The 21,106-nt window shown below is 31.0% G+C and carries 34 protein-coding genes and 2 pseudogenes; 6 read left to right on the plus strand and 30 right to left on the minus strand.

Annotated features, from left to right (window positions below; translation table 11 throughout):
* Window positions 1–15: 15 nt before the first annotated feature.
* From rpsK to rpmF, 30 genes are all read right to left on the minus strand, one after another.
* A complete protein-coding gene (gene rpsK, locus KE631_RS00135; RefSeq protein ID WP_212508881.1) occupies window positions 16–402 on the minus strand; it encodes a 30S ribosomal protein S11 in 387 nt (128 codons plus the stop codon).
* Between the two features lie 41 nt (window positions 403–443).
* Complete coding sequence (gene rpsM, locus KE631_RS00140; protein WP_011160600.1) at window positions 444–809, minus strand: 30S ribosomal protein S13; 366 nt, start codon at window positions 807–809, stop codon at window positions 444–446.
* Window positions 810–821: 12 nt separating this feature from the next.
* Window positions 822–938, minus strand: a complete 117-nt coding sequence (gene rpmJ / locus KE631_RS00145) for a 50S ribosomal protein L36 (protein WP_212508882.1) — start codon at window positions 936–938, stop codon at window positions 822–824.
* A gap of 12 nt (window positions 939–950) precedes the next feature.
* Window positions 951–1,187, minus strand: a complete 237-nt coding sequence (gene infA / locus KE631_RS00150; RefSeq protein ID WP_011160598.1) for a translation initiation factor IF-1 — start codon at window positions 1,185–1,187, stop codon at window positions 951–953.
* Between the two features lie 75 nt (window positions 1,188–1,262).
* Entirely contained in the window at window positions 1,263–2,006 is a 744-nt protein-coding gene (gene map, locus KE631_RS00155; RefSeq protein ID WP_212508883.1) for a type I methionyl aminopeptidase, read from the minus strand.
* A complete protein-coding gene (locus tag KE631_RS00160) occupies window positions 2,003–2,656 on the minus strand; it encodes an adenylate kinase (protein ID WP_212508884.1) in 654 nt (217 codons plus the stop codon). Before KE631_RS00160 ends, map begins: the two co-directional genes overlap by 4 nt.
* 18 nt (window positions 2,657–2,674) lie before the next feature.
* Window positions 2,675–3,916, minus strand: coding sequence for a preprotein translocase subunit SecY (gene secY, locus KE631_RS00165; protein ID WP_212508885.1), 1,242 nt, complete (start codon window positions 3,914–3,916; stop codon window positions 2,675–2,677).
* A 2-nt stretch (window positions 3,917–3,918) separates the two neighbouring features.
* Window positions 3,919–4,356: a 50S ribosomal protein L15 gene (gene rplO / locus KE631_RS00170; protein WP_069028283.1), complete on the minus strand. Its 438-nt coding sequence runs from the start codon at window positions 4,354–4,356 to the stop codon at window positions 3,919–3,921.
* Window positions 4,356–4,553: a 50S ribosomal protein L30 gene (gene rpmD / locus KE631_RS00175; protein ID WP_212508886.1), complete on the minus strand. Its 198-nt coding sequence runs from the start codon at window positions 4,551–4,553 to the stop codon at window positions 4,356–4,358. Before rpmD ends, rplO begins: the two co-directional genes overlap by 1 nt.
* A complete protein-coding gene (rpsE, locus tag KE631_RS00180; RefSeq protein WP_212508887.1) occupies window positions 4,550–5,065 on the minus strand; it encodes a 30S ribosomal protein S5 in 516 nt (171 codons plus the stop codon). Before rpsE ends, rpmD begins: the two co-directional genes overlap by 4 nt.
* Window positions 5,066–5,079: 14 nt before the next feature.
* Window positions 5,080–5,433: a 50S ribosomal protein L18 gene (gene rplR, locus KE631_RS00185; RefSeq protein ID WP_042068032.1), complete on the minus strand. Its 354-nt coding sequence runs from the start codon at window positions 5,431–5,433 to the stop codon at window positions 5,080–5,082.
* Window positions 5,434–5,442: 9 nt separating this feature from the next.
* The gene (gene rplF, locus KE631_RS00190) at window positions 5,443–5,997 is read right to left on the minus strand and encodes a 50S ribosomal protein L6 (protein ID WP_212508888.1); all 555 of its coding nucleotides are present in this window, start codon (window positions 5,995–5,997) and stop codon (window positions 5,443–5,445) included.
* Between the two features lie 46 nt (window positions 5,998–6,043).
* Window positions 6,044–6,436: a 30S ribosomal protein S8 gene (gene rpsH / locus KE631_RS00195; RefSeq protein WP_011160589.1), complete on the minus strand. Its 393-nt coding sequence runs from the start codon at window positions 6,434–6,436 to the stop codon at window positions 6,044–6,046.
* A 21-nt stretch (window positions 6,437–6,457) separates the two neighbouring features.
* Complete coding sequence (gene rpsN / locus KE631_RS00200; protein ID WP_011160588.1) at window positions 6,458–6,727, minus strand: 30S ribosomal protein S14; 270 nt, start codon at window positions 6,725–6,727, stop codon at window positions 6,458–6,460.
* Window positions 6,728–6,741: 14 nt separating this feature from the next.
* Window positions 6,742–7,281 carry a 50S ribosomal protein L5 gene (gene rplE / locus KE631_RS00205; protein ID WP_212508952.1) on the minus strand — a complete coding sequence of 180 codons (540 nt, stop codon included), beginning with the start codon at window positions 7,279–7,281 and terminating at the stop codon, window positions 6,742–6,744.
* Window positions 7,282–7,302: 21 nt separating this feature from the next.
* On the minus strand, window positions 7,303–7,650 hold the full coding sequence (gene rplX, locus KE631_RS00210; RefSeq protein WP_212508889.1) for a 50S ribosomal protein L24: 348 nt from the start codon (window positions 7,648–7,650) through the stop codon (window positions 7,303–7,305).
* Between the two features lie 12 nt (window positions 7,651–7,662).
* Window positions 7,663–8,025: a 50S ribosomal protein L14 gene (gene rplN, locus KE631_RS00215; RefSeq protein WP_011160585.1), complete on the minus strand. Its 363-nt coding sequence runs from the start codon at window positions 8,023–8,025 to the stop codon at window positions 7,663–7,665.
* A 12-nt stretch (window positions 8,026–8,037) separates the two neighbouring features.
* The gene (gene rpsQ / locus KE631_RS00220) at window positions 8,038–8,301 is read right to left on the minus strand and encodes a 30S ribosomal protein S17 (protein ID WP_249291038.1); all 264 of its coding nucleotides are present in this window, start codon (window positions 8,299–8,301) and stop codon (window positions 8,038–8,040) included.
* A complete protein-coding gene (gene rpmC / locus KE631_RS02675; protein WP_212508890.1) occupies window positions 8,301–8,621 on the minus strand; it encodes a 50S ribosomal protein L29 in 321 nt (106 codons plus the stop codon). Before rpmC ends, rpsQ begins: the two co-directional genes overlap by 1 nt.
* Window positions 8,618–9,040, minus strand: a complete 423-nt coding sequence (rplP, locus tag KE631_RS00230) for a 50S ribosomal protein L16 (protein ID WP_011160582.1) — start codon at window positions 9,038–9,040, stop codon at window positions 8,618–8,620. Before rplP ends, rpmC begins: the two co-directional genes overlap by 4 nt.
* On the minus strand, window positions 9,018–9,776 hold the full coding sequence (gene rpsC, locus KE631_RS00235) for a 30S ribosomal protein S3 (RefSeq protein WP_011160581.1): 759 nt from the start codon (window positions 9,774–9,776) through the stop codon (window positions 9,018–9,020). The genes rplP and rpsC overlap by 23 nt, the downstream gene beginning before the upstream one ends.
* Complete coding sequence (rplV, locus tag KE631_RS00240; protein WP_212508891.1) at window positions 9,760–10,149, minus strand: 50S ribosomal protein L22; 390 nt, start codon at window positions 10,147–10,149, stop codon at window positions 9,760–9,762. The genes rpsC and rplV overlap by 17 nt, the downstream gene beginning before the upstream one ends.
* A gap of 20 nt (window positions 10,150–10,169) precedes the next feature.
* On the minus strand, window positions 10,170–10,451 hold the full coding sequence (gene rpsS, locus KE631_RS00245) for a 30S ribosomal protein S19 (protein ID WP_212508892.1): 282 nt from the start codon (window positions 10,449–10,451) through the stop codon (window positions 10,170–10,172).
* Between the two features lie 12 nt (window positions 10,452–10,463).
* Window positions 10,464–11,294 carry a 50S ribosomal protein L2 gene (gene rplB / locus KE631_RS00250; RefSeq protein ID WP_069028295.1) on the minus strand — a complete coding sequence of 277 codons (831 nt, stop codon included), beginning with the start codon at window positions 11,292–11,294 and terminating at the stop codon, window positions 10,464–10,466.
* Window positions 11,295–11,353: 59 nt separating this feature from the next.
* Complete coding sequence (gene rplW / locus KE631_RS00255; RefSeq protein WP_212508893.1) at window positions 11,354–11,644, minus strand: 50S ribosomal protein L23; 291 nt, start codon at window positions 11,642–11,644, stop codon at window positions 11,354–11,356.
* Window positions 11,644–12,267 carry a 50S ribosomal protein L4 gene (gene rplD, locus KE631_RS00260; RefSeq protein WP_212508894.1) on the minus strand — a complete coding sequence of 208 codons (624 nt, stop codon included), beginning with the start codon at window positions 12,265–12,267 and terminating at the stop codon, window positions 11,644–11,646. The genes rplW and rplD overlap by 1 nt, the downstream gene beginning before the upstream one ends.
* Window positions 12,254–12,919 (minus strand): 50S ribosomal protein L3, encoded by a 666-nt coding sequence (gene rplC, locus KE631_RS00265; RefSeq protein WP_212508895.1) that lies wholly within the window; start codon window positions 12,917–12,919, stop codon window positions 12,254–12,256. Before rplC ends, rplD begins: the two co-directional genes overlap by 14 nt.
* 167 nt (window positions 12,920–13,086) lie before the next feature.
* Window positions 13,087–13,425, minus strand: a complete 339-nt coding sequence (gene rpsJ / locus KE631_RS00270) for a 30S ribosomal protein S10 (protein WP_212508896.1) — start codon at window positions 13,423–13,425, stop codon at window positions 13,087–13,089.
* A gap of 856 nt (window positions 13,426–14,281) precedes the next feature.
* The gene (locus KE631_RS00275; RefSeq protein WP_212508897.1) at window positions 14,282–14,497 is read right to left on the minus strand and encodes a hypothetical protein; all 216 of its coding nucleotides are present in this window, start codon (window positions 14,495–14,497) and stop codon (window positions 14,282–14,284) included.
* 274 nt (window positions 14,498–14,771) lie between these two features.
* A complete protein-coding gene (gene rpmF, locus KE631_RS00280; RefSeq protein ID WP_212508898.1) occupies window positions 14,772–14,978 on the minus strand; it encodes a 50S ribosomal protein L32 in 207 nt (68 codons plus the stop codon).
* Between the two features lie 1,462 nt (window positions 14,979–16,440).
* On the opposite strand from rpmF, the gene KE631_RS00285 reads away from it, so the two are divergent.
* The 6 genes and pseudogenes from KE631_RS00285 (at window position 16,441) to KE631_RS00310 (ending at window position 21,090) form a co-directional block, all read left to right on the plus strand.
* A complete protein-coding gene (locus tag KE631_RS00285; protein WP_212508899.1) occupies window positions 16,441–17,061 on the plus strand; it encodes a sigma-70 family RNA polymerase sigma factor in 621 nt (206 codons plus the stop codon).
* A 4-nt stretch (window positions 17,062–17,065) separates the two neighbouring features.
* On the plus strand, window positions 17,066–17,404 hold the full coding sequence (locus tag KE631_RS00290) for a single-stranded DNA-binding protein (protein ID WP_212508900.1): 339 nt from the start codon (window positions 17,066–17,068) through the stop codon (window positions 17,402–17,404).
* Window positions 17,405–17,431: 27 nt separating this feature from the next.
* Window positions 17,432–17,785 carry a hypothetical protein gene (locus tag KE631_RS00295; RefSeq protein ID WP_212508901.1) on the plus strand — a complete coding sequence of 118 codons (354 nt, stop codon included), beginning with the start codon at window positions 17,432–17,434 and terminating at the stop codon, window positions 17,783–17,785.
* Window positions 17,786–17,847: 62 nt separating this feature from the next.
* Window positions 17,848–18,484 (plus strand): annotated as a pseudogene (gene tmk / locus KE631_RS00300) (dTMP kinase).
* 19 nt (window positions 18,485–18,503) lie between these two features.
* A pseudogene (locus tag KE631_RS00305) lies at window positions 18,504–18,793 on the plus strand (HU family DNA-binding protein).
* Window positions 18,794–18,813: 20 nt separating this feature from the next.
* The gene (locus tag KE631_RS00310; protein ID WP_212508902.1) at window positions 18,814–21,090 is read left to right on the plus strand and encodes an AAA family ATPase; all 2,277 of its coding nucleotides are present in this window, start codon (window positions 18,814–18,816) and stop codon (window positions 21,088–21,090) included.
* The last annotated feature ends 16 nt before the right edge of the window (window positions 21,091–21,106 follow it).

Raw genomic sequence — 21,106 nt, forward strand, 5'->3', positions numbered from 1 at the left:
TGTCGAACAAGATTATTATCCTCTAGGAGGTTTTGGCGGTCGACAACCATTATGTGGTACTGCAGTAACATCTTTAATAGCAGTAATTTCTAATCCTGATGCTTGCAAAGAACGGATAGCTGCTTCTCTTCCGGGACCTGGTCCTGTAATGAAAGTTTCTACTTTAACCATTCCGTGTTCCATCGCTGCTTTGGCAACTGCTTCAGCGGCTAATTGTGCTGCAAAGGGAGTTGATTTACGACTTCCTTTAAAACCCAAAGCACCTGCACTACTCCAAGTAACAGCATTACCGTTAAGATCAGTGATAGTAACGATAGTGTTGTTAAAAGTGGTATGAATATGTGCAATTCCTAAAGGAACATTTTTTTTAACTTTGCGTTTTGTAGTTTTTTTTCTTGCCAATGCCTTTCTCCTTTATTATTTTTATTATTTAGTTAATTTTATTATTTTTTCTTACCAGCAATTGCTTTAGGTTTACCTTTAACAGTGTGAGCATTGTTTCTGGTTTTTTGTCCTCTTACAGGCAATCCTTTACGGTGGCGTAGCCCTCTGTAAGCTCCAATTTCCATTAAACGTTTAATATTTAAAGTAACTTCACGTCTTAGGTCGCCTTCTACGTTGTATTTAGTAATTTCACTACGTAAAGCTGATAATTGCTGTTCGGTTAAATTTTTAACTCTAATATTTTGGTCAATGTTTAACTCGTTTAAAATTTTATGAGATAATTTATTGCCTAAACCATAAATATAAGTTAGTGCAATTACTACTCTTTTGTCGCTTGGAATATCTATTCCTGCAATTCGCGCCATAAATATCTCCTTTTATCCTTGTCTTTGATTGTGTCTACGATTTTTTTTATTGATAACATAAATGCGTCCTTTACGACAAACAATGATATCATCTTCACTGCGTTTTTTAACTGAAGCTCTAACTTTCATAATCTTTTCTCCTTACTTAAAACGATAAGTGATTCGTGCTCGTGTAGGGTCGTATGGTGATAATTCAATTCTTACTTTATCACCAGGTAAAATGCGTATGTTGTTGATACGTATTTTACCAGAAACATAAGCGATAATCGTTTTTTTATTTGGAAGCTCTACTTTAAATTTATCATTTGATAATAATTCAACAACTTTAGCTTCGATTTCAATTTTGGATTCAGTTTCGTTTAAATTGTTTTTTGACATTCAAAGTGATTCCTTTAATTTTGATTTCTGGGTTTGGGGGTGGTTGTGATGTAATTTGGTAAAATGAAAAACATATTATGCAAGTATTTCGTATCCTGTAGGAGTTACTAAAACTGTGTGTTCAAAATGAGCACTTAGACTTTTGTCTGTGGTAACTACAGTCCAATTATCTTGCAAAATAGCAATTTCGGGATTTCCTAAAGTAAACATGGGTTCTACACAAAAAGTCATTCCTGGTTGTAGGATTGCGCCTTCGTGGGATTTGCCAAAATTAGGAATATAGGGTTCTTCGTGCAAAGATGTACCAATACCATGTCCGGTAAATTCTTCTACGATGCCTAAATTATTGTTTTTGGCAAAAAGTTCAATGGCATGAGAAATGTCAGAAAAATGATTTTGGGGTTTAATTTGCAAAAGACCTTGAAATAAGGCTTTTTGAGTAAGTGCAAGCAAGTTTTGAGTAGTTTGGCAAACAGTTCCTACAGCATAAGAATAAGCACAATCAACATAATAACCTTGATAGTTAATTCCTAAATCTAAGGTAATGATATCACCTTGTTTAAGGATGGTTTTTTTGGAAGGAATGCCGTGAACTACCACTTCATTAACTGAGGCACAAATATGTTTGGGAAATCCGTTGTAACCTTTAAAAGCAGAAATAGCACCTTTTTTTTGATAAAAATTCTTAGCTAATAAATCTAGATCAAAAGTTGACATTCCTGGAATAACAAAGGAAGCAAGCAATCTGTGGGCTTCGTTAATGATTTTTCCTGCTTGTTTCATGATAGCAATTTCATGAGGAGTTTTGATGGAAATCATTTGCGGTCTATTTCTAAAACTTCTAAAATCATTTTAGTAACTTGATCGATGTTTTGCATACCATCTACTTCAAAAAGTTGATTTTGTTCGCGATAATATTGCACTAATGGCAATGTTTCTTGATTAAACACTTTGAGGCGTTTAAGGAAGGTTTCTGGTTTGTCATCTTCTCTTTGAATTAAGGTTTTTTGGTCTTTGTCACAAATACCTGGAATTTTGGGAGGAATGTTTTCGATGTGATAAACCTTACCACATTCGGGACAAATTCTGCGTCCTACAATTCTTTTCATTAAATCTTGGGTGCCAGCGTTAAAATAGATGACTTTAGTTAAAAATAAATGAGAGTTTTTGAAAAAATCATCCAAAAAACGAGCTTGCAAAACATTGCGGGGAAAACCGTCTAATAAAAAATCTTTAGTAGCGATGTCCTTAGACAAGTAATCAGCTATCATTTGGTTAGTAATGTCGTCAGGAACTAAAAGTCCTTGAGCAATAAATTTTTTACTTAAAATGCCTAATTCAGTATTTTCTTTAAAATTTTTACGAAAAATATCGCCTGTTGCAATGTGGTTAATTTTTAAAATATCTGATAAAACAGAAGCTTGAGTCCCTTTACCAATTCCGGGCGGTCCTAATAATATTAGTATCATATTGTCTTGTTTGCTTAATTAAAATAATTTTTGATATTCTTTTTTGTTGGCAGTAGCTTCGATGCGTTGGATAGTTTCAAGGGCTACACTAACAATAATAAGCAAACTGGTTCCTCCTAATTTCATATCTTTCAAACCTAAAAAATGTTCCACAAGAATAGGTGTTACAACAAGAGCAGCAATAAAAACAGTTCCTAAAACAGTGATTTTAAATAAGGTATTAGCTAAATAACGAGTAGTTTGTTCACCTGGTCTTAAACCTGCAATATAGGCATCTTGTTTGGATAAATGTTCTGAAATATCTTCAGGATTGACATTCATAAAAGCAGAAAAGAAAGAAAAAACAATTACTAACAAGACTAAAAAGCCTATGGCAAAAAAGTTAATTTGGTTTTCAGGAAAGTTAGTTTTGGCAAAAAAATCTACTACTTCTGTAAATTTTGTATTCCCAATAACTCCTGCTAACATCTGGAAAGGTTGCAATAAAGCAGATGCCAAAATAACTGGCATAACTCCTGCACTATTAATTTTTAATGGAATGTAGCTTTTTCCTTGCACTTGATTGCGCGCATAATTGATAGGTATTTTTAAAGATGTTATTTGCACAACTACAGTAAAAATTAAAAATAAGAGAAGTAAAAGAACAATACATGCAAAATTAAAAGTTTTCAAAGTTAAAAAATTGTTTTGAGATAAATATGATTCGTTCAGATTTACAAATAGATTAATTAGGCTGTGGCTCATCGAAACAACAATTAAAATAGAAGTCCCATTTCCAATACCTTTGGAATTGATAAGGTCAGCAAACCAAATTAAAATAGCAACTCCTGCAGTAGCAATTAAAGCTAACAAAAACAGTTGGCTTGTACTTATTGATATGAAAAAAAGTTTTGAATAACTGTTCAAAAAAGCAAAAGATTGCCCAAAAGCAAACAATAAGGCAAGACTACGTGTTAAAAGATTAAGTTTGCGTTTGCCCATTTGTCCTTGGTCTTTCCATTCGCGACAAATAGGAAGAAGTTTTTGCAAAAATTGCACTACAATGGAAGCAGTGATGTAAGGAGTGATTCCCAATCCAAAAAGAGTACCAGCATTTATGGAAAAAAACCCAAAAAGTTTGGACAAATCAAGGGATTTAGTATTAATAAAAGGAAGAGGCCAAGAAGTTCCTAAACAAACAATAGAAATAATAAATAAGGTAAAAAAGATTTGAAACATTAATTTACGATTACCTAAAACTAATTTTAATTGACGTTTCATCTTTAAATTACCTCTATATTTCCACCAACTGCTAAAATGGCTGCTTGAGCTTGTTTGGAGAATTTTGAAGCTTTTACGACTAATTTTTTAGTGAGAGTTCCTTGCGCCAAAACTTTAATACCACATAATTGGTCTTTAATTATTTTTTTTTCTAACAATAATTGAGGAGTAACAACGGTATCTTGAGGAAAGGTTTCTAGAGTTTTAAGGTTAAGAAGGGCGTATCTTTTTTGGGCAAAGTTGTGAAATCCTCTTTTAGGAATTCTTTGAAAAAAAGGGATTTGTCCGCCTTCAAAGCCGGGACGCAAAGTTTTTCCTGAACGTGCTAATTGTCCTTTGTGTCCTTTACCAGAAGTTTTACCAGTGCCACTACCAGGTCCACGTCCTAAACGTTTAGTGGATTTACGAGCATTAGTGACCGGTTTTAGTGTGTGTAACATTATTTTTGCTCCTTTGTATCAGAAACTTTTTCAACTACAACAAGATGACTGATGGTTTTAATCATTCCATGGATGGCTGGAGTGTCATCTTTAATAACTTGATTGTTAATTTTTTTCAAACCTAGACAGTGAGCGGTTCTAATTTGATTAACACGACAAGCAATAAGGCTTTTGGTTAGAACAATTTTTAATTTCATTGTTCTTTTTTCGCTAAAGTGATGCCTCTTAATTTAGCTACTTCTTCTTTAGTGCGTAAACTTTGTAATCCATCCATTACTGCTCTTATTACGTTAATAGAGGTGCGTGAACCAAAAGTTTTAGTACGAACATCATTAATGCCTACTAATTCTAAAATAGTTCTAGCAGCTTTTCCTCCAGCAACAATTCCAGTTCCTTTGGAAGCTGGTTTTAAAAAAAACTTAGACGCTCCAAAACGTCCAATAGTATCATGAGGAATAGTAGTTTCTGTAATAGGAATGCGAACTAATTGTTTTTTGGCTTTTTCTAAAGCTTTTTTAATAGCTTCTACAATTTCTTTAGCTTTAGCGGTGGCGAAACCAATTTGCCCTTTTTTATCGCCAACAACTACCAAAGCAGAAAAACGAAAACGAGCACCGCCTTTAACTACTTTAGTAATACGATTAATTTTAACAACTTTTTCTTCTAAAAGAGGGGCTTTTTTGTTAAATTCTTTCTTTATTGCTTTCATTTTGCTTTTCTCCTTTAAAACTGTAAGCCTGATTTACGACAAGCATCAGCTAAGGCTTTGATTTTGCCGTGATACAAATACCCTGATCTATCAAAAACAACATTTTTAATGCCTTGGGCTAAGGCTTTTTTAGCGATAAGAGCGCCTACTGCTTCAGCGGCTTTGATGTTGGATCCCAAAACATTGGCTTCTTTGCTATTAGCGCTGCATAGAGTTGTTTGTTGGGTGTCATCAATTATTTGCACATAAAGAAATTTATTAGATCTAAAAACATTTAAACGTGGTCTTTGTGATGTGCCTGAAACAATTTTTCTAAGGCGAAGATGACGTTTTTTACGAAGCACGTTAGAGGATTGTTTGGTTATCATAACTTATTTTTAGTCCTTTCTTGTTTTTTTAGCACTTTTCCCAGCTTTTTGTCTAACGTATTGTCCTACGTAGCGGATTCCTTTACCTTTGTAAGGTTCTGGTTTACGTAGTTTTACGTTTTTGGCAGCAAATTCGCCGACAAGTTGTTTGTCAATTCCTTTGATAACAATTTCTGTGTTTTGGTTAACTACCACTTCTAGATTATCAGGAATGGCAACGCTTACAGGATGAGAAAAACCCAAAGATAAAATTAGTTGTTTATCTTTAATTTGAGCACGATAAGCTAACCCTACAATTTTTAAGGTTTTTTGAAAGCCTTTGCTTACGCCTTCTACCATATTGGAAAGTAAGGCTCTAGTGGTGCCGTGAATTTTTTTCATAAAAATTTCATCATTAGGGCGTTTTACTGTGATGACTTTGTTTTCATTAGTGATTGTTAATTTGTGATTGAATTGATATTCTAATTTTCCTTTAGGGCCTTCAACTGAGATAAAATTTCTATCTTTGATATCAACTTTAACCGCATTAGGGACTTCAATTGCTTTGTTTCCTACGCGTGACATAATTTTCTCCTTTATCTCCTTTAACTACTTTTGATTTGGCAATTAATTACCAAATATAAGCTAAAACTTCGCCACCAACTTGAGAAAGGCGAGCTTGAGCGTCTGTTAGAATTCCTTTAGAAGTAGAAACCAAAGCGACTCCTAAACCGTTGAGCACTTTAGGAATTTGTTCTGCTGATGCATAAACTCTAAGTCCTGGTTTGGAAACTCTTTTTAAGCCTTTAATAACTCTTTCTTTGTTGGGAGCATATTTCAAACTAATAATTATTTCGCGAGATGACTGAGGTAGATAAAAATCTTTAATAAAACCTTCTTTTTTTAAAACTGCTAAAATTTCTAATTTTAACTTAGAAGCAGGTACTAACACTTTTAAATGTGACATTTGATTGGCATTACGAATGCGTGTCAGCATATCTGCAATAGGGTCTGTCATAACCATGTTTGAGCCTCCTTTTTACCTTTACCAACTGGTTTTTCTGACTCCAGGTAATTTACCTTGATGAGCTAACTGCCTAAAATTAATGCGGGAAATGCCGAATTTACGAATGTATCCGCGTGGTCTTCCATCAATAGAATCTCTGTTTTTTAAACGTACAGGTGATGCTTTGGCAGGAATTTGAGACAATCCAGCATAGTCAGCTTTTTTTTTAAGTTCTAAGCGTAGTTTGGCATATTTTAAAACTAGCTCTCTTTGTTTTTGATCTTTTACGATTTTGGATTTTTTAGCCATAAGTAATAGTTCCTTTAATTTTTAAACGGCATACCATAAAGCTCTAAAAGCTTTTTGGCTTGAGTGTTATTTTTGGCAGTAGTTACAATGATGATATCCATGCCACGAATTTTTTTAACTTTGTCGATATTAATTTCTGGAAAAACGATTTGTTCTTTTAATCCTAGAGCGTAATTACCTCTGCCGTCAAAAGATTTACCAGAAATGCCTCTAAAATCTCTTACGCGGGGGAAAACTAAACGAGTTAGTTTGTATAAAAACGCCTCTTTGCGGGCTCCTCTTAAAGTCACTTTAGTTCCAATTGGCATGCCTTCACGTAATTTGAAATTAGAAATAGCTTTTTTGGCTTTAGTGATAACAGGGATTTGTCCGCTTAATAATTTTAATTCTTCTACTACATCATCCAAAACTTTAACATTAAAAATAGCATCGCCTACGCCCATATTGATGACAACTTTTTCTACTTTTGGGACTTGCATAACGGATTTATAATTAAAAGTTTTCATTAAGGTGGCAGTGATTTTGGAATAGTCTAGAGTATTTTCTTTTTTCATTGACATTGATGCAAAGCCTCCTTAATTTTTTTCGTCTAATGTTTGATTTGATTTTTTAGCATAACGAAATTTTTTACCTGATTGTATGCGAATTCCTACTTTAGTGGGAGTTTGTGTTTGGGGGCAAACTAAAGCTACATTAGAAACATGAATGGGAGCTTCTTGTTTAACGATGGTGCCCTTTTCTTCGTTTTGGGAAGGGGGTTGGTGTTTGGTTTTGATGTTGACACCTTCAACAATAATTTTTTGAGTTTTGGTAAAAACTTTTAATACTTTGCCTGTTTTAGTCATTTTTTTACCTGATTCGTCTGTTACAAAACGATCTTTGCCAGCTAAAATAGCTACTGTTTCTCCTACTTTAATACGCATTGAGTTGTCTCCTTACAAAACTAATTGGGCTAAAGAAACTATTTTGGAAAATTTCTTATCACTCAATTCTCTAACTACTGGACCAAAAATACGGGTGCCAATAATATTTAAATCTTCTTTTAAAAGTACTACAGCATTGTCGTCAAATTTAATGTAAGAGCCATTTTTACGTCTTAGACCTTTTTTGGTGCGTACAATGACAGCTTTTAGAACGTCATGTTTTTTAACTGTACCAGAACCTGATTTAACAGTTACTAATACAATATCTCCGATATTTACATGACTACGACGAGTGCCTCCTAAAATACCAATAACTAAAACTTCTTTAGCGCCGCTGTTGTCAACTACAACTAAACGACTTTCTCGTTGAATCATCTCAAAATCTCCTTACTTTGCGCTCTTTGCATGGAAAAGAATTTTGAATAATCGAAATCTTTTAGTTTTAGAAAGAGGTCTTGTTTCCATAAAATTAACTAAATCGCCTGGTTTGGCCTCTTGATTTTCATCATGGACGTGGAATTTTTTCGATTGTTTCACTCTTTTGCCATATAAAGGGTCTTTTTTGTAAATATCAACAATAACAGTAATGGTTTTATCCATTTTATCTGAAACTACTTTACCTACGAAAGTTTTTCTAAAATTGCGTTGCATTATTGTTGTTCCTCCTTGATAGTTTCTACAGTGTCATCTAAATCAGGGGTAGTTGGTTGTGGGGTTGGGCTTTGATTTGCTAAAACAGGTTTGGCAGTGGAAGTGACAAAAGTTGGAGTAGTGGCTGTTTGTTGATTGCTTTTTTGGTTTAGGATTGTTTTGATGCGAGCAATGGTTTTTTTAAGCTTTTTGATTTTGGCAGTGTTAGTGAGTTTGCCTAAAGCTAATTGAAAACGCAAATCAAACAGTTCTTGTTTTAACTTGTCTACTTTGTTTTCTAATTCTTCTGGATTTAATTTTAAAATTTCTTGAGTTTTCATACTTCAGCACCTTTTTTAACGATTTTAGTTTTAATCGGTAGTTTGTGAGACGCAAGTCTTAAAGCTTCCATTTCTACTTTGGAAGAATTAGTGGTGTCTTTAACTTCGAACAAAACTTTACCTGTTTTTACCACAGCTACCCATTCTTCAGGAGAACCTTTACCAGAACCCATTCTTACTTCTAAAGGTTTTTTAGTTAAGGATAGATGTGGGAAAATGTTGATCCAAACTTTTCCTGTTCTTTTCATGTAACGTGTCATTGCAATACGAGCGGCTTCAATTTGTTTGTTAGTGATAAAAGCACCTTCTTTGGCAACCAAAGCGTGGTTTCCGTTGGCAATAACGTTTTTACCTTTGGATTTTCCTTCAAAACTAACGCGGTGAGGACGACGATATTTAGTTCTTTTTGGCATTAACATGATTATTGTTGCCTCCTTTGAAATTGCGAGGGCGTCTGTTAGGAGTGTTAGAAGATTGGGAAGCAAACGGTTTTCTAGTGTCTAGAATGGTTTGTCCTGGTAAAACTTCACCGTGGAAAATCCATACTTTAATTCCTAAAACTCCATAAGTAGTGTGAGCTTCAACAGCAGCGTAATCGATGTCTGCTCTTAGAGTGTGTAGAGGAACTCTGCCTTCGGCATGTCCTTCGCTACGAGCTATTTCAGCACCACCCAAACGACCAGAAATTAAAGTTTTTACTCCTTTGGCACCAGCTTTTAGGGCTTTTTGGATTGCCATTTTTTGAACACGGCGGAAAAACATACGATTTTCTAGTTGTTCAGCCATATTTTGAGCAATTAATAAAGCGATTTTATCAGAGTTTTTAACTTCTAACACGTTAAGATTAACGTCTTTTTGGGTAAGTTCTTTGAGTTTGGCAACTAATTTGTTGCGTGTATCGCCATCTTTTCCAATAATAACGCCTGGTTTAGCGGTGTGGACAGAAATAGTGATACGGTTTTTATTTTTTTCTTTTAGGCGTTCAATGTCAATTTGACTGATAGCACTTTTTTTAGTAAAATTATTGATTAGTTTACGAATTAAAAAATCTTCTTTAATTAAATTAGGAATTTCTTTATCATTAACACACCATTGAGATTCCCAAGTTCTAATAATGCCTAATCTTAAGCCGTTAGGATTAGTTTTTTGACCCACTTTGTTCTTCCTCCTTTGATGTTTGCAAGTTTGTGTTAGAAGTTATTACTAAAGTAATGTGGCTGGTTCTTTTTTTAATCATATCACCAGAACCTTTAGCTCTTGGAAACATACGTTTTAAACGCAAACCTTCGTTGACAAAAACTTCTTTAACATAAAGTTGTTCGCGGTTTAATTTTAAATTATTAACAGCATTGGAAACAGCACTGTTTAAAAGTTTTAAAATAACGGGAGCAGCTACTTTAGGGGTAAAAGTTAAAATGGCTTGGGCTTGTGCAATATTTTTTCCTCGAATTAAATCAACAACTAAACGTGCTTTTCGAGGGGCGATTGAAACTTTTCTAGCAATCGCTTTGGCGTTTTTGGTTTCCATAGTTATTCCTTCCCATTATTTTATTTTTTTTGCATTTTTTTGTCTTTTTTGTTGTGTCCGCGGTAAGTACGTGTAGGGGAAAATTCACCTAACTTATGTCCTACCATGTTTTCTGTAATGTAGACTGGAATGTGTTCGCGTCCGTTATAAACAGCGATTTTGTGTCCTACAAAAATAGGTGTGATTGTAGAACTTCGTGACCAAGTTTGGATCACTTTTTTGTTTTTTAAGTTTTTTTGTTTTTCTATTTTTGCTAATAGATGGTTAGCAACAATAGGTCCTTTTTTAACTGAACGTGGCATATTAACAACTCCTTATTTTGTACGACGTCTAATAATTAAAGCATTAGATGCTTTTTTACGGTCACGAGTTTTGACCCCACGAGCTTTTTTGCCCCAAGGTGTCATTGGTGATTTTCGTCCAATAGGAGCTCTACCTTCACCACCGCCATGAGGGTGATCGTTCGGGTTCATCGCAGAACCTCTTACTGTTGGTCTTATTCCTAAGAAACGTTTTTTGCCTGCTTTACCGTAATTAATTAGTTTATAAGATTCGTTGCCGATCTCTCCAATAGTAGCACGACAAGTTCCAAGAACTTTGCGAACTTCGCCTGATTGAAGACGTAATAGCACGTATTTGTCTTCTCTACTAATAATTTGACAAAAAGAACCAGCACTACGAGCAATTTGTCCGCCTTTACCTGGTTTTAATTCGATGTTATGCACGGTGGTTCCTACTGGAATATTCATTAAAGGAAGGCAATTGGCAACTTTAATATCTGCTTCTTTACCAGAGACAATTTGCATCCCTACTGTAAGTCCTTTAGGAGCAAGAATGTATCTTTTTTCGCCGTCTACATAGTGAATTAAAGCGATGTTAGCACTGCGGTTTGGATCGTATTCAATGGTAGCTACTTTGCCAACAATGTTATCTTTGTTTCTTTTAAAATCAATTAAACGGTATTTTCTTTTAACGCCGCCGCCACGATGTCTTACTGTAATTTTACCTTGGTTGTTGCGTCCGGCTTGGTCTTTATGAGATACCAATAATCTTTTTTCAGGAGTTTGAGTGGTGATTTCTGAAAAAGCAGAAACACTCATATTACGACATCCATTTGTAGTAGGCTTATATTTTTTAATTGCCATAATTTATACCTGCCTTGTATTTTTTTAATCGTTAATCGTTGTTTTGGTTGGGTTTGAGTTTATTCGTTAGCAAGGATTTCGATTTTTTGTCCCGGAGCTACTTTACAAATAGCTTTTTTATAACCAGAAGTGTAGCCTTCGAATTTACCTTTTCTTTTGAATTGTGGTAAAACGTTGCGAGTGTTAACTGATAAAACTTTTACTTGAAAAATGCTTTCTAAAGCTTTTTTAATTTCTACTTTATTAGCTGTTTTGGTAACTTTAAAAGTGTATTTATTTTGTCTTTCGATCAATTTATTAGTTAATTCAGTAATGATTGGTGCTTTAACTAAATCATAGTATTTATTCATTATTTTAAAACCTCTTCAAAATAGTTAACAGCAGCAGCAGTTAGGACTAATTGTTTGCAATTAAGGATTTGATAAACACTTGCATGAGAAGCTGTTTCTAAAGTAATATAAGATAGATTGCGAGAAGCCAAAGCTAATTGTTCTGTCATTTGAGTAACTACAATTAAGGATTTGGAAGTGATGTTTAATTTTTGTAACATTTGTTGGAAATCTTTAGTTTTATGAGTTGCTAAATTAATGTTGTCTACAACTACTAATTGATTATTTTTAGCTTGGAGTGATAAAGCTGATTTTAGAGCCAGACTACGTACTTTTTGGTTTACTTTAACAGAATAATCTCTTGGGGACGGTCCAAAAATAACTCCACCCCCACGCCATAAAGGAGAACGAATAGAGCCATGACGAGCACGACCAGTTCCTTTTTGTCTCCATGGTTTTTTACCTCCACCAGCAACTAAAGCGCGAGTTTTGGTAGCATGTGTGCCTTGACGCATTGCAGCTCTTTGAGCATTTACAACGTCGTATAAAACTTGTTGATTAGGTTTGATGTCAAAAACAGTAGTTGCTAAAACCTTTTCAGAAACGAAGTCGCCTTGTTGATTAAGAATATTAATTTTTGGCATGCGTTTGCTCCTTTGTCAATTTTTTTACAGCAGATTTGATAATTACAAAACCTTTATTAGGTCCTGGGACATTGCCTTTTATTAAGAATAAGTTTTTTTCAGTATCAACCGAAAGAATAGCTAAATTTTGGATAGTAACAGTTTCGTGTCCCATGTGTCCTGGTAGTTTTTTACCTTTTAATTTACCTTTAATAGGGCCCATTGAACCTGGACGACGGTGATAACGAGACCCATGACTTTCAGGACCTCTGCTTTGATTGTGTCTCTTAATAGAACCAGCAAAACCTTTACCTTTGGAAGTTCCTGTTACATCAACTAAAGCACCTACTTGAAATAAATCGTTTGTGATTAGGGCGCCTACTGCTAAATTAGCTAGGTTTGAATTGACATTCGAACTAAAATTAATTTCTTTAATGAAGCGCTTAGGGGCAGTAGTTGCTTTTTTAAAATTTCCTAACATAGGTTTAGAAGTGTTTTTTTCTCTTTTGTCGCAAAAACCTATTTGAGTAGCTTGATAGCCGTCTTGGTCAACGTTTTTTTGTTGTAAAACAACGTTAGGTGTAACATCTACTATTGTTACTGGAACTAATTCTCCTTGTTCGTTAAAAACTTGAGTCATTCCTATTTTTTTACCTAAGATTCCTTGAGCCATGTCCTTCCTCTTTCTTTTTTTAATTTTGGTTTAAAGTTTGTAAAAAGTTTTTTAAAGTGATTTTCAAAAGTTGATTGAAATTGTGATTGTGATTCAACCAAATGAAATGGTTTAAATGAAATGGTTATAAAAAAGTAAATATTTATTCATATTAAAATGAATAGTGCCTAAATTTTGCTTTTGCTATTGGTTTTTTTTAACAAAATATCAATTGAAGGTGGCAAACTAATGTGCATTAAAGATTCAATTGTTTTTTTATTAGGATTGATAATTTGAATTAAACGTTTGTGAGTGCGTCGTTCAAATTGTTCTCTTGAATCTTTGTTAACGAAAGGGGAACGCAAAACAGTAAATACTTCTTTTCTGGTAGGAAGAGGTATTGGACCTTCAATATTTGCTCCTGTTTTAGTGACAATATCAATAATTTTTTTAGCTGCTTGATCAATTAAATGATGGTCGTAGGCTCTTAGAATTATTTTGATAATTTCTTTTTCTTTTTTGTTCACTTATATTCTCCTTTTTTAGAAATGTTTGAAAATATTGCCTATTAGACAAATATTTTGCTTAAATAATTTTTTTCTTAGACAACTGACATTGGTGTTTTGTTTTTTGGATTAAAAGAAAAAATATTTAAAACAAGCCTTTTTATTATACCTTAAAAAAGATTTTATTGCAAGTCATTTTAATTACAAAAGTTAAAAAAGTAATTAATAATGTTTTTTAAAATAAAAAAAGCTGTTTCAAATAAGTAAAATGGTGAAAAGATTTATTTATTTTGGATTTTGTTTGTTAAAAAATACAATAAGTTAATTCAAATATCCTCATTAAGTTAATTCAAATATCTTTATATTAAAAGATAAAATGATTTAATGAAAAGGTTCATTTTTATATTTATATTTATTGATAACTTTTTTAACAAATTTAAAAAACTGTTTAAAAGGGTTAATTTTGGCAAAACACATATAACCATTAAATATTATAATTAAAACCCAAATAATAACTAATATAACAACTTTTAAATAACTTGTATACATTTGTTTTTTAGTAAGTTGTAATAATAAATTATAATTTGATAGTATATTTGTATTAAATTGTAATGAATCTAGATATTGTTGTAAAACTTTTTGAGTATTTAGATTTTCAAAAAACGTATATATCAAAAAAGTAACAATCATTCCAAATACACTTAATAATAAAAAATTTATGTTTTTAATAAAGAAGATATGTTTTGTTTAATATCAGACATATTTTTTACTTATAATTATTTAAATGATTTAGCTTTAGAATAACAGAAATAACCATTAAATCCTACTAACGCCAATACAAAGAAAAACTCTACAAAAAAGAAATCTTGTTTTTTAGTTACTTCTTGTTTGTCTTGGAGGCTTTTTGATCTTTCTCATGTTTTTCTAATTTGGCACGATAATCTTTTAGAGTTTCTATATTAGCCATATAATCTTCATATTTATTCTCCTTTTGAAATTTCGTTTCATTATCTTTATAAGTTTTAGAAAATAATGCCTTATCTGCTTCTTGATATTTTTTTGATGCTTCTAAAACAACATAAGACCCAAACACACTTAAAAATACAAAAATAACAGTAAGTAAAAAGTGTTATAATGATTTTTTTAATAACATTTATGTTTCTCCTTGATTTTATTTATTTTTTTATCTTATACACTTAAAAATAAAATAATTCTTTTAAAATAAATCAAATAGTAACTATCAAAAAATAAATAAATCCAAAATAATATTAAAACTATAAATTAAAATAATATCAAATAAGAAAAAACAATATCGTCATCTAAGAAAAAAATTATTTAAACAAAATAATTTGTCTAATAATGATAAATTAATTGTCAGTTGTTTTTTGAGATTTAGAAGGTTTGTTTTCCAAAATAAGTTTTCCTTTGTAATAACCACTATTTTTAGTAACTCTGTGAGACAAAGTAAAAGTATTAGTTTCTTTGCAAAGTACTAAAGCAGGATTGCTTAACTTATAATGAGTACGTCTTTTTCTTTTTGCCGTTTTTCCGGTGCGTCTAAAAGGAACAGCCATTTTATCAAATCCTTTCTTTATAATTTTTTGTTTTTAGCATTTATTATAAATAATAATAAAACTTTTAACAAATAAAAGGTTAATCAAAACCCAATTAATAACTGCCAAAAATTATTATTAGCACTTTAATCAAGCTTAAAAAATTAATAATCATGCCAAAGCGTGCAAAAATTAATTTTAAACCTAAGTTTATTTTATCTTAAAAAAGCTGTTTTGTCAATCTATTTTGAGCTTTTTTTACTTTTTTCTTATTTATTTGCTACTTTAATTATTATTTTGTCAAATTACAACAATATAACTAAATTAATTTGAGTTTTTTTAATAAATTAATTTTGTTGAAATCCCATTTTTATGTTTCACCTCCGTAAAAGGTTTTGAAAACAAAGAAACTACTAAAAAATGGTTCTTAAAAGTATTTTTACCAACATTCAAAGTTAACGACGTAGACAAAACTGACAAATTTAGAGTTGGAGTAAAAGTTAAAACACAAGATAACAATGATTTTGAAGTATATACCAAAGACTCCAAATTTGCTCTTACCAAAGATAACAAATTTGTTTCAGCAGAAGTTCAATTAGAAGTAGAATTATTAACTCTTGATGGTTTAGTTGAAAATAACACCGATACTGCTGATTTTGAATTAACTATGCAATATGAAGTAGTGGATGAAAATGGTAATGTAATTGCAGAAAATAACAAACTAACAGAAGCTCAATCAGCTAAATCCAAAATAAATTACACTAACACATACTAACAAACACTTTCCATTAACAAACATGTATAAATTGAATAAATTACTCTTTAATAACATTATTTTATAATCTTTCATTAACTTAAATAAATATCAAATAATCAATTCAAAGACTATTAATTATTTAATAGTCTTTGATGTCTTAAACTCTTTATCTTTTTTGATGGTTTAACTAACTAAAAACCTAATGAATACTTTATAATTAACTTAAATAATTAAAAAACCGTCAATTTTAGAAAGAAAGAAGGAGATATTTTTCCAAAAATTTATCAATTTTCTAAAAAAAGGCATTAACTAAAATGTTTTTATCCAATACTTATAACAAAAAACACTTTTATTTTTAATTATTATAATATTTACTTTATTTATTATTATCCCTCATTTTACCAAAGCTCAATCAAATCTTAAATTAAGATATGATTATAAAACAAGCATAAAATAAGTTTGAGAAAAAAAGAAAGACAAGCACAAACAACAACACAAGTACAAGAAGAGCCAACATAAGAACAACAAGGATCAAAATTACACCTTGTAGAAATTGAAGGGGATTGGGATTCCCACCTGGACAAAGTGAGGTGTTCCAAAACTTTGGACAACTTTTTACTTTTTAAAAATTCTTTAAGACTAACTTAATAGTTAGTCTTTTTTTCTTTTCAAGACTAAAAAAATAATTTCTTATCTTTTCTAAAAATATTTTTAGGAAGGAATAAAATGTTAAGACAAAAATTATTTAAAGATTTTTTAAAAAATAAAAATAATTTAGCAATTCGCGATCAATTAATCGAAATGCATTTACCATTAGTAAAAAAAATAGTTAAACAATTTAAATATTTCCCTAAAGCACTTCAAAGAGAAGATTTATACCAAGAAGGAATTTTAGGATTAATCAAAGCTTTAAATAATTACCAAGATTTAGGTTATGACTTCATCGCCTATGCCACTCCCACCATCAAATCAGAAATCAAAGAACTAATTAGGAAAAGCCATTCTCCATCAATTCCCCAAAAAACTAATAAAACCAATAATCTTTCTTTTCGAGAAGAAAAATATCAACCTTATCATCTCAATTATCCTAATCCTCATCAATTATGGTTTAAACAAATTAAGCACGAAATCTTTTTAAAAAAAATGAAGAATAAGTTAAGTAAAAACGAATTTCAGATTATCCGTTTAAGTTTTGGCATTCCTTTAGTAAATATCAACGAAGATTATCAAAGATGTTATACCAACGCCAAAATCGCCCATCAATTAAATTTAAAGATTAGACAAATCGCAATAATTAAAAACATCGCTATTAAGAAATTAAAAAAATTATATAGAAAAGAGAAATAATAAAATGTTAAATAAAGTTCAATTAATTGGTCGTCTGACTCATGACCTAGAAAAACAATACATCAACAGTAACAACGAACAAATCCTCAAAATTGATTTTCAATTAGTGGTTAACCTTAAAGATATAACCCAATTCATCCCTTGTGTCGCTTTTCGAAAACTAGCAGAAAACATGAGTAAATATCTACATAAAGGTTCCAAAATATATGGGGAAGGAAGTTTATCGATTCAAAAATATAAAAATCACGAAGGACAAACAAGAACAATGACAAAAGTTATTCTTCAAAACGTGATCTTTTTAGATAATAAACCTCAAGAAAATTTACCTTTTTTAAAACAATAAAATCAAAAATATGAAAGGAAATAAAATATGAAAAACAATAACAAAAAACCAATCATCATGGATAAAGAAGGTTTTTTAACTAAATTAAAGATTAATTTAGAATCCTATGGTGATAACTATGAAGGTTTAGGAATTAGAAGAATTTTTGAAAAACTACAATATGGTTTATGTGGTTTTACAGGCATTACACAAAGAGATTTTGAAACTATGAATTTTTCAATAACAAAAGAAAAATTTTCTGAAATTCAAAAAGAAGTATTTCAAAAAATTTTAAAAATTGTAGAACAAATTACAACTATAAGGGTTTCATTAATGCTTGTTGAAGATTATATGGATAAATTATTCACAGAATTTGATATCCAAACATTAGAAGAAAAGTAAAATATTTTCTTCTATATCAAAATAGTTAAATTTAATTAAAACTTAAAGATTGAATAAAGGATTTGAACCTTTTATCTTCATCATTTGAAGGTCTAGATGGAAGTGGAAAAACTACTTTAATTAATGAATTAAAAAAATATTTAATTAACAAAGGACATAAAGTCAAAGTTTTTCAAGGTTTAGGAAGTAGTTCCATTGGGAAAAAATAAGAAATTGGTTTTTACATCAATCCAAAATAAGCCCTAAAACTAAATATTTATTAAGTTTTGCCAACATGATCCAAACCCAAGAAGAATTAATAATACCTGCTTTATGGGATGGTTATCTTGTTCTTGTTGACTGTTGGTATGATTCCACTTTGGATTATCAAAGAAATAATATTGATGATGATGAAATAACATCAAAAATTATTTATCATTTCTTAATTAAACCTTAATTAACTTTTTACCTAGATATTGACCCTAAAATTGGATTACAACGTAAACAAACCCAACCTAATCATAAATTAGACCTCATTGAACAAAAACCCTTAAATTATTTTGAAACTGTCGCCAAAATTATTTAAACCAACATAATTATTGTGACAATTCAAATTGTAAAAACACAAATTGTAGGTATATTATAATTAACACAACTAACTCACAAAAAGATAATTTAGACCAAATCACACAAATATTAATCAACAAAATCATATTTTAAAAAAAGGAGAAATCAAAAAATGACAAAAAAAGAATTAATTAAAAAAATCGCTTTAGACAGCGAAACTTCTTTAATTAAAACAGAAGAATTTTATCACATCTTCGAGAATGCTCTAATCGAAGCAATTACATCCCACGAAGAGGTTATTTTATCACCCCAACTTGGTAAATTCATTTTAAAAAGCCAAAAAGCCCGTTTAGGAAGAAACCCTCAAACAGGAAAAAAACTCAAAATCCCTGCTAAACCATCGTTGCTTTTAAACTTTCTCAAACTATCAAAGACAAAGTTAAAACGTTAATTTTAAAATAACCTAAAAAAGGAGGTTAACTATGTCATTAAAGCAAAAAATTTATCTTAGTTTAATCGGATTGTTAAGTTTTGGTTTCTTGGTTTTATTAATCATTGGAATCACTCATTCTCACGAATCAACTAAAAAGCTATCATCCACCCAAGAACAAGACCATCAACTAAAAACCCAAATTGATGAAAATAGTAAAATTTTAACTGAAATTAGTACCAAAATTAAAACACTCCAAACCGAATTAACTAATAATCCGCAATTAGATCCAACCATCAAAACCCAAAAACAACAAGAATTAACAGAACTAAAAAATCAACAACAAAAGCAACAAACCTTAGTCAATAATTTAATAGAACAACGAAAAGCGTTAAATCAAAATCAACAAGAAAAAAAAGCAGCATTAGAAAAATTAGCCCAAGAAAAAGCCCAACTGCAAACTCAAGAAAACCTCCAACAACAAATTTCCCAATTTCAACAAGCAATTAATTATGTGGCCGCTAATCAAAAAAACCTTGAAGAATTAAAAAATCGAAAAGAAAATCGAGAAAACCAAACTGAATTAAAAAATTTAAATGGTTTTAACCTTTTCTTAGAAGGTCAAAAACTTTATTTTAACAAACAAAAGAATAATTTACAAACCCAATTAAATCATTTAAAAGAAAACAAACCTCTTCCTCATACTAAAAAACAAGTGACATTCAAAGACGTTTACGGCATGGAAACAGAAAAAGAAGAATTAGAAGATTTATTAACTTATTTTAAAACCAATCAAACTTTAATTAACTTCGATCAAGTCCGCCCCAAAGGTTATTTACTTTATGGTCCACCAGGAACAGGAAAAACCTTTTTAATCAAAGCTCTTTGTGGCGAGGCTAACGTTCACTTTATTAATTTAATTCCTGCTAAATTTAGACAAAAATACATCGGTGAAGGAGAAAAAGAAGTGGAGAAAGTGTGGCAAGAAGCAGAAAGTCATGATAAAACCATTATCTTTATTGATGAAATTGAAGGATTAGAAAATCGTAATGATTCCAACATTTCTTCAGGAGGAGTCAATGTGATTAATACTTTATTAGATAAATTAGATGGTTTTAATAGTAGTAATAAAAAAATTGTTTTAATGGGAGCGACTAATAACCTTCATAAAATTGATACGGCTTTACGCAGTCGTTTTAGTAAAGAAATCTATATCGGTCATTTAAAAGATTCCGAAATTGAAGGTTATTTAAAACATATTATCACCCCTTATCAAATTAGTTATCATACTTTCTTAGCTTTAAAAGAGATTACTCAATTATGTCAAGGAAAAAACCTCTCTAACCGTGATTTAACCACGATCATCGAAGAAGCTTACAAAAAAACGGCTAAATGGTCTCAACAAAACCCTCAAACTCACGCCGTCATGTTGCCTTCTGATATCGAAGAAGTCTTAAATTTAAAATTAAAAATAAAACCTGATCGTCAACAAGTTAAAAAAAGAAGAGAAGCTTGTGAAAATCAATACGCTCAATGGCGAGAAGGAATCCTTCAATATTTAGATAAACCCAAAGATGAAACTAAAGTTGAACGTCTCTATACCTTTGATGGTTTAAATGGAATTGATTATTATGTTCGTCAATGTTCTGGCATCAAATCTGAATTAGAACAAATTCAAACTAAATTAACTAAAATCCACCAAGAAAACAAAATCGCTCAATTAGAACAAGAATTAATTACTTTAAATCAAACACCAGAAAAATACGAACAAACGATTAAAGATAAAAACCAAGAAATTAATTATATTAAAAATGAACTTAAAATTCTTCCAGCTCGAGAAGAAGAATTAAGAAAAGAATTAAAGCTGATCGAAAATCGTCGTGAAACTCAAAAAGAACCCACTAACCTCGCTAGTTACATCAAAGACCGTCATCCTTTCGACCGTTGGAATAAAGATGGTGATACCTATAATTACACCACTTTAAACGGCTTTAACAGCGCTCATTTCTATAACAAAGATGACAGTTATTTAGATAATTATGTTAATTTCGAAAAACACGAACACAAAGGCCCAGGTTACAACAAATTAATTCTTAAATACAAAGGTCCAAAACACTTCTTAGAAGACGACAAAGATTACTACCTTGGTCGTGCATTTGTTCTTAACTCTGATTTCGAATTAACCAATTTCCATCTCCACTTCAACCCTGTCCGTAAAACTTTATCTCTTTACCAAGATAAACATAATTATGATAAAGTTAAGAGGTTAAAAATGGAAAAAATCAACCTGGATGGACATAAAAATATCAACTTTAAATTCCAGGAATAAAATAAAAGGAGTTTTT

The sequence above is a fragment of the 'Santalum album' aster yellows phytoplasma genome, assembly GCF_018283495.1.
Classification (GTDB): Bacteria; Bacillota_I; Bacilli_A; order Acholeplasmatales; family Acholeplasmataceae; genus Phytoplasma; species Phytoplasma asteris.